The sequence below is a fragment of the Albidovulum sp. genome (assembly GCF_049646345.1).
Lineage (GTDB): Bacteria > Pseudomonadota > Alphaproteobacteria > Rhodobacterales > Rhodobacteraceae > Albidovulum.
The window spans coordinates 1-4,990 of the sequence record NZ_JBARVQ010000611.1 but is presented as its reverse complement, the minus strand read 5'-3'; the positions used below and the strand labels follow the sequence as shown (position 1 = coordinate 4,990).

The following is a 4,990-nucleotide window of genomic DNA, read 5'->3' as shown; positions in this document are numbered from 1 at the left end:
GCACCGGGCCTTGCGTGCTCCGCGCCGCCATCAGCGCCAGCGTCCGCCGGGCCGGGCCGCAGAACTCATGCACCCGCGCCCGGGCAAGCGTAAGTGCGCCCAGAAAGGGCAGTCCCGGACGGGGCCGCCGGTTCTGACGTGAGATGATCTGGGCAAGGGTCTGGCGCGTCATCGGGCAAGGATAGTGTGTTCTTGTTGTGTTCTCAATATTTCTGTTCGCGATATCGCCAGTGCCATCCTTGACCTGGACTTGCTCCAACCTGCTAGACCGGTCCGCGCATCAGGAGAACGGCAATGAAGATATCCGAAGCGGCCGAGGCGTGCGGGTTGTCCTCAGACACGATCCGCTACTACGAGAAATCGGGGATGCTGCCCGAGATACGGCGCGGCCCCGATGGTCACCGGGACTTCAGCGTGCGCGATGTCGACTGGCTGACGCTGCTCTACTGGCTGCGCGAAACCGGCATGCCGTTGCGCCAGATGAAACGCTTTACGGCACTTGCGAAATCGGGCGGCGGGACGGTGGCAAAGCGCCGCGCGATCCTTCTGGCCCATGCCGGAGAATTGCAGCGCCGTCGTGCCCTTCTGGACAGATGCGATGAGGTGCTGGCGGTCAAGATCGCCAGCTATGGGGCAACGGATGGCGGGGGCGAGACATGAGATTTGCCTATCTGATCGAACGGCCGTTCAATGATCGGGGGGAAGATGGGCGCATCACTGGCTGCGATGTCGATCTTGCCCGTCATGTTTTCCAGACGCTCGGCATTGCCCGTTTCGATCCGGTCGAGACGGAATTCGCGGCCCTTCTGCCCGGCCTTGCGGACGGCCGCTGGCGTATGACGACGGGACTGTTCGCGACCGGGGCAAGGCAGAGGGTGGCGCTTTTCAGTCGCCCGATCTGGGCACTTGCCGACGGCTTGCTCGTGCGGAAGGGCAATCCGATGGGGCTGAGCGGGTATAGCGGGGTCCTGCGCGATGACCGCGCCATTCTTGCGGTGATCCGCGATCAGGTTCAGCATCGGACTGCGCTGGAGACCGGTATTCCGGCGACGCGGGTGAAGATGTTCGACACCTATCCTGACGCTGCCGCCGCGGTTCGGGACGGACGGGCCGATGCCTATGCCAGCGTCGCGCGCGCCCATACCGGGTTCATCCTCCGGCACCCCGATTGGGGGCTTGAGGCGGTCGCGGTGCCGCCGGAAGAAAAGTCGCCTGCCTTCGGGGCCTTTGCCTTTTCGCTTGCCGACGGAACATTGCGGGCAGAGGTCGATGAGGTTCTGACCCGGTATCTTGGCAGCCCCGCTCATCGGCGGATGATGCATGCCTATGGGTTCAGAGATGCCGAGATTGACCTGACTGTTGCTTGACGCCGGGCGACCCATCGGGCCAAGGTCCGCCGACGAGAGAGGGAGAAAGACATGCAGCGCGTCACATTGGGGCCGACCGATCTTGAGGTTTCCGCTCTCTGCCTTGGCACCATGACCTGGGGCAGTCAGACGCCCGAGGCCGAGGCGCATCGCCAGATCGACATCGCCACCGAACGCGGTGTGAATTTCATGGATACGGCCGAGATGTATCCGGTCAATCCGGTCCGCAAGGAAACCATCGGCCGGACCGAAGAGATCATCGGCAACTGGATCGGGACGGGCGGCAATCGCGGCGACTGGGTCATTGCCACGAAGATTGCCGGGGAAGGCTCGGTCGCGCGCGACAAGGGGGAAGTGATTGACGGGCCGTCGATCCGCAGGGCGCTTGAGCGTTCACTGACGCGGCTCAGGACCGACTATGTCGATCTTTATCAGTTCCACTGGCCCAATCGTGGCAGCTACATGTTCCGCCAGTATTGGCATTACGACCCGTCGAAACAGGACCGGGCGGCGGTTCTTGACAACATGGCCGAGTGTCTTGAAACGCTGGGCGCTCTCGTCAAGGAAGGCAAGATCCGCCATTGGGGGCTTTCGAATGAAAGCGCCTGGGGCATGGCGCAATGGATCCGGCTCTCGGATGAGGGCAGGGGGCCGCGCCCGGTTTCGCTGCAGAACGAATACTCGTTGCTCTGTCGGCTCTATGACACCGATCTGGCCGAGCTGGGGCATAATGAACGGGTCACGCTCCTGGCCTTTTCGCCATTGGCGGCGGGGCTTCTGACCGGGAAATATGCGGGTGATGTGATCCCGGCCGGATCGCGGCGCGAGGCAAATCCCGAACTTGGCGGCCGCATCTCTCCGCGTGTGTGGGAGGCGGTTTCAGCCTATCTCGGCATAGCGCATCGCCACGGGATCGACCCCGCGCAGATGGCGCTTGCCTGGACCCTGACGCGGCCCTTTCCGGTGATCCCCATCTTCGGCGCGACGACCGTGGACCAGCTTACTCATGCGCTCGCGGCGGCAGAGCTGGAACTGTCCGAGGATGTGCTGACCGAGATTGCGGCGGCCCACAAGGCGCATCCGCTGCCCTTTTGACGGGACGTGTGCCGCGGGATCGCTACCAGCGGAGCGCTTCCAGCACATAATCGGCGGTGCCGGTCGTCCCGAGGCCGGACTGAACCCCGCCTTCGATCAGCAGGGTCTTCAGCCCGGCCTGTTTCGCGCCTGCAATATCGTGAACCGGGCTGTCGCCGACCATCAGAACCCGGCCGGGGGAGATCCCGTCAAACCGATCCAAAGCGGCGGCAAAGAAGTCCGGGGACGGTTTCCCGATGACATGAACATGCCCCCCGGCACTGCGATAGTCATCCGCCACGGCACCCGGGCCGAAAGCCGCGCCGCTGGAGGTATACATCACATGATCGGGGTTGGCAGCGATTGCCGGGACGCCCCGCTTCGCATGTGTTGACAGAAGTGCCCGATACGCGTCCCGGCTGTGCCTTTCCGGCTCAATCCCCGCGATCAGGACAAGATCGGCATCCGATCCCGGTGCCACAAGCGTCAGATCCAGACCGCTGACCAGCGAGCGGTCGTTGTCGCGTGACAGCAGGCAGACCCGGGCGCCGGGTGCCAGATCACCGCATTCCAGCCGGGATCGCAGCATGTGCCACACAACCTCGCCGGAACTGAGAAGGCCGGTGAAGAGGTGCCGGGGAAAACCCAGCCGCTCCAGACGCGCGGCATTCTCATCCGCGCGTTTGCCGGAATTGGTCAGCGCCAGGACGGGCAATCCGGCGGCCCTGATCCGCTCAAGGCAGTCGCGCGCACCGGGAAGGGCGGTCTTGCCGTCATGCAGGACGCCGTATTGATCGACGCAGACGGCATCCACCCTGCCGATGACCTCCGACACTCCGTTAATGCGCCGGGTCATCGTGAAAGATGCGGCAAGGCAAGCCGCGCTACCCCGGCGCAGGCCTGAGTGGAGGCCGCCGCCCTTTGCGCGACGCCCGTGATCCGGCGGCGCAGGGCTGACCATGTGTCGTTTTCTGCCCCGCCGCCCACGGAATAAAGTGCGGCAAGGGCCGGCGCGCCAAGTTCGGCAAGCCGCCGATATCCCAGTGCTTCGATCCGGGCGATGCCTTCCAGCAGCCCGTGAAGATATGCGGCATCCTCTTCGGGGCGTGGCGTCATCCGGGGTTGGAAATGGGGATCGCTGACCGGAAACCGCTCACCGGGTGAAGGCAGCGGGTAATAGTCAAAGCCGCTGTCCGAAGCGGGATCGATCTGGCTGGACAGTTCGGCGATCCGTTCGGGCGAAAAGACCTGCGCCAGTACCCCGCCGCCGGAATTGGAGGCCCCGCCCGCAAGCCAGATATCGCCGATCCGGTGGCTGTAGATGCCGTATTCGGGTGCGAAAACCGGCCGGTCGGACAGAAGTTTGATGGTCAGCGTCGTGCCGAGTGCAGTGACGCCATCGCCAGGCTGTGCGGCCCCGGTCGCAAGGAACGAGGCGCAGCCATCGGTCACGCCCGCCACAAGCACCGCGTCGCGGGGCAAACCAAATGCGCCGGATGTGACGCCGGTCGCGGCACCGGCTGGCACGATCTCCGGCAGAAGCGTGGGCGCAAGCCCCGTCTCCCCGATCCAGTCGGGCCAGCGCCGGGCGACCGGGTCGTAACCGGTTTTCAGCGCATTGCTTTCGTCGCCGGGCAGGGGTGCCCCGGCCAGCAGCCCCGCGATCCAGTCCGCCTGATGGGCGATCCGGATCACGCCGGGCCGGTCCTGCAGCACCAGCGCCCGGGCAAGCGCTGAGGCCGGGCCATGTGCGGCACTTGCCGCCGGGGCCCATGCTGCGATGCGCGTGGGGATATCCGGGTCCGATACCGCGTCATTATACATCAGCGCGCCGCCGACGGGCCCACCGGACCGGTCGAGCCCGAGCACGCTGCCCGATGTTCCGTCAACCGCGACCGCGCCGATCCGGCCAAGCGCGACCGTCTGGCCAAGACGGTCGAGGGCAAGGCGCAATGCATCCGCCCAGACCTGCGGCGCGCGGTGGTCTTCGCCGATCTCGGCATGGCTGGCCGCAGCGCCTGCCTGCAGTGTTCCATCGGCCGCAAGGGCCGCGACCCGAATGCCGCTCGTGCCGATATCGATGCCAAGGGCAAGGTCGCTCATCGTGGACCTGCCAGCGCCTGCCGGTATTTTTCAGCATCCCAGTCGAGAAGGGCCGCGACCTCTGCATCGGGCAAGGGCCGGACATCGATACCGGGTGGGATCCGCAGCAGCACATCGCCAAGCGTGCGGGCGATGGGATGCAGGGCGGCGGGGCCGTCCTCGGGCACGGCCGCACCACGCCCCGGAAACAGGATGAGTTTGCGTGATGGTACAGTGGCGGCGGCACGCTCCAGCGCCTGGGCCACGCTCACCCCCTCGGGCGCGACAAAGACGCCGGGGCCGAGAAAGACCACATGATCGGGATAGAGCGTTCCGGCGGTGGCCAATTCCGTCAGTCGCGGATCAAGGGCCACCTTCTGGGTTTCATCGGGCGCCGGAACCCAGCCGGTATCTGCAAGCTCTGCGGCAAGTCCCGGATCGGGCTGACATATGGCGCGCGGTTCGGT

Annotated in this window: 5 protein-coding genes and 1 pseudogene; 3 read left to right on the top strand and 3 right to left on the bottom strand. The window is 65.5% G+C overall.

All coding sequences use genetic code 11. The annotated features are described in order from the left end of the window. Nucleotides 1-294: 294 nt before the first annotated feature. From WBB85_RS15995 to WBB85_RS15985, 3 genes are read left to right on the top strand one after another with little or no spacing between them, the layout of a single operon-like run. Complete coding sequence (locus WBB85_RS15995; RefSeq protein ID WP_432639594.1) at nt 295-660, top strand: MerR family transcriptional regulator; 366 nt, start codon at nt 295-297, stop codon at nt 658-660. Continuing rightward, complete coding sequence (locus tag WBB85_RS15990; RefSeq protein WP_432639593.1) at nt 657-1,367, top strand: transporter substrate-binding domain-containing protein; 711 nt, start codon at nt 657-659, stop codon at nt 1,365-1,367. Before WBB85_RS15995 ends, WBB85_RS15990 begins: the two co-directional genes overlap by 4 nt. Nucleotides 1,368-1,418: 51 nt before the next feature. Next, nucleotides 1,419-2,462, top strand: a complete 1,044-nt coding sequence (locus tag WBB85_RS15985; RefSeq protein WP_432639592.1) for an aldo/keto reductase — start codon at nt 1,419-1,421, stop codon at nt 2,460-2,462. A gap of 22 nt (nt 2,463-2,484) precedes the next feature. Here the strand turns inward: WBB85_RS15985 and WBB85_RS15980 are convergent, their stop codons facing one another. The 3 genes and pseudogenes from WBB85_RS15980 to WBB85_RS15970 form a co-directional block, all read right to left on the bottom strand. Further along, the gene (locus WBB85_RS15980; protein ID WP_432639591.1) at nt 2,485-3,297 is read right to left on the bottom strand and encodes a TIGR01459 family HAD-type hydrolase; all 813 of its coding nucleotides are present in this window, start codon (nt 3,295-3,297) and stop codon (nt 2,485-2,487) included. After that, nucleotides 3,294-4,544, bottom strand: coding sequence for an FGGY-family carbohydrate kinase (locus tag WBB85_RS15975; RefSeq protein WP_432639590.1), 1,251 nt, complete (start codon nt 4,542-4,544; stop codon nt 3,294-3,296). Before WBB85_RS15975 ends, WBB85_RS15980 begins: the two co-directional genes overlap by 4 nt. Then, nucleotides 4,541-4,990: pseudogene (locus WBB85_RS15970) on the bottom strand (hypothetical protein); the annotation flags it as partial. The gene WBB85_RS15975 and the pseudogene WBB85_RS15970, both read right to left, overlap by 4 nt.